The following is a 529-nucleotide window of genomic DNA, read 5'->3' as shown; positions in this document are numbered from 1 at the left end:
ATGCCCGTTTCGAGCCGCGCCGACACGCGCGCGATGCGCCGCACGTCCTGCGTGTAGAAATACGCGGCGAGCCCGAACGGCGTGTCGTTCGCGGCATCGACCGCTTCGTCCTCGGTGTCGAAGCGAAACAGCGCGGCGACCGGGCCGAAGGTTTCCTCGCAGGTCAGCTGCATGTCGGCGGTGGCGTCGGCGAGCACCGTCGGCGCGTAATAGTTCGCACCGAGTTCGACCAGACGCTTGCCGCCGGCGAGCACGCGCGCGCCGCGCTCGATGGCGTCGCCGACGTGGCGGGCAATCTTGTCCACCGCACGCGCGTTGATCATCGGGCCGATCTGCGCGGCAGGGTCGGTCGCCGGCGCGACCTTCAGCGCGGCGACGCGCGCCGCGAGCTTCGCGGCGAATGCGTCGTAGACGCCGGCCTGCACGTAGACGCGATTCGGCGACACGCAAGTCTGCCCGCCGTTGCGGAACTTGGCGGCCATCAACCCGTCGACCGCGGCATCGAGCTCGGCGTCGTCGAACACGATGA

The 529-nt window shown here is 69.9% G+C and carries 1 protein-coding gene; it reads right to left on the bottom strand.

Annotated elements, in window-relative coordinates:
* On the bottom strand, positions 1-529 hold a 529-nt coding region (locus L810_RS43435), incomplete at both ends, for an aldehyde dehydrogenase family protein (protein ID WP_042978495.1).

The sequence above is a fragment of the Burkholderia sp. AU4i genome (assembly GCF_000466765.1).
Taxonomy (GTDB): domain Bacteria; phylum Pseudomonadota; class Gammaproteobacteria; order Burkholderiales; family Burkholderiaceae; genus Burkholderia; species Burkholderia cepacia.
The sequence above is the reverse complement of the archived record's forward strand: the minus strand, read 5'-3'. Positions and strand labels throughout refer to the sequence as shown.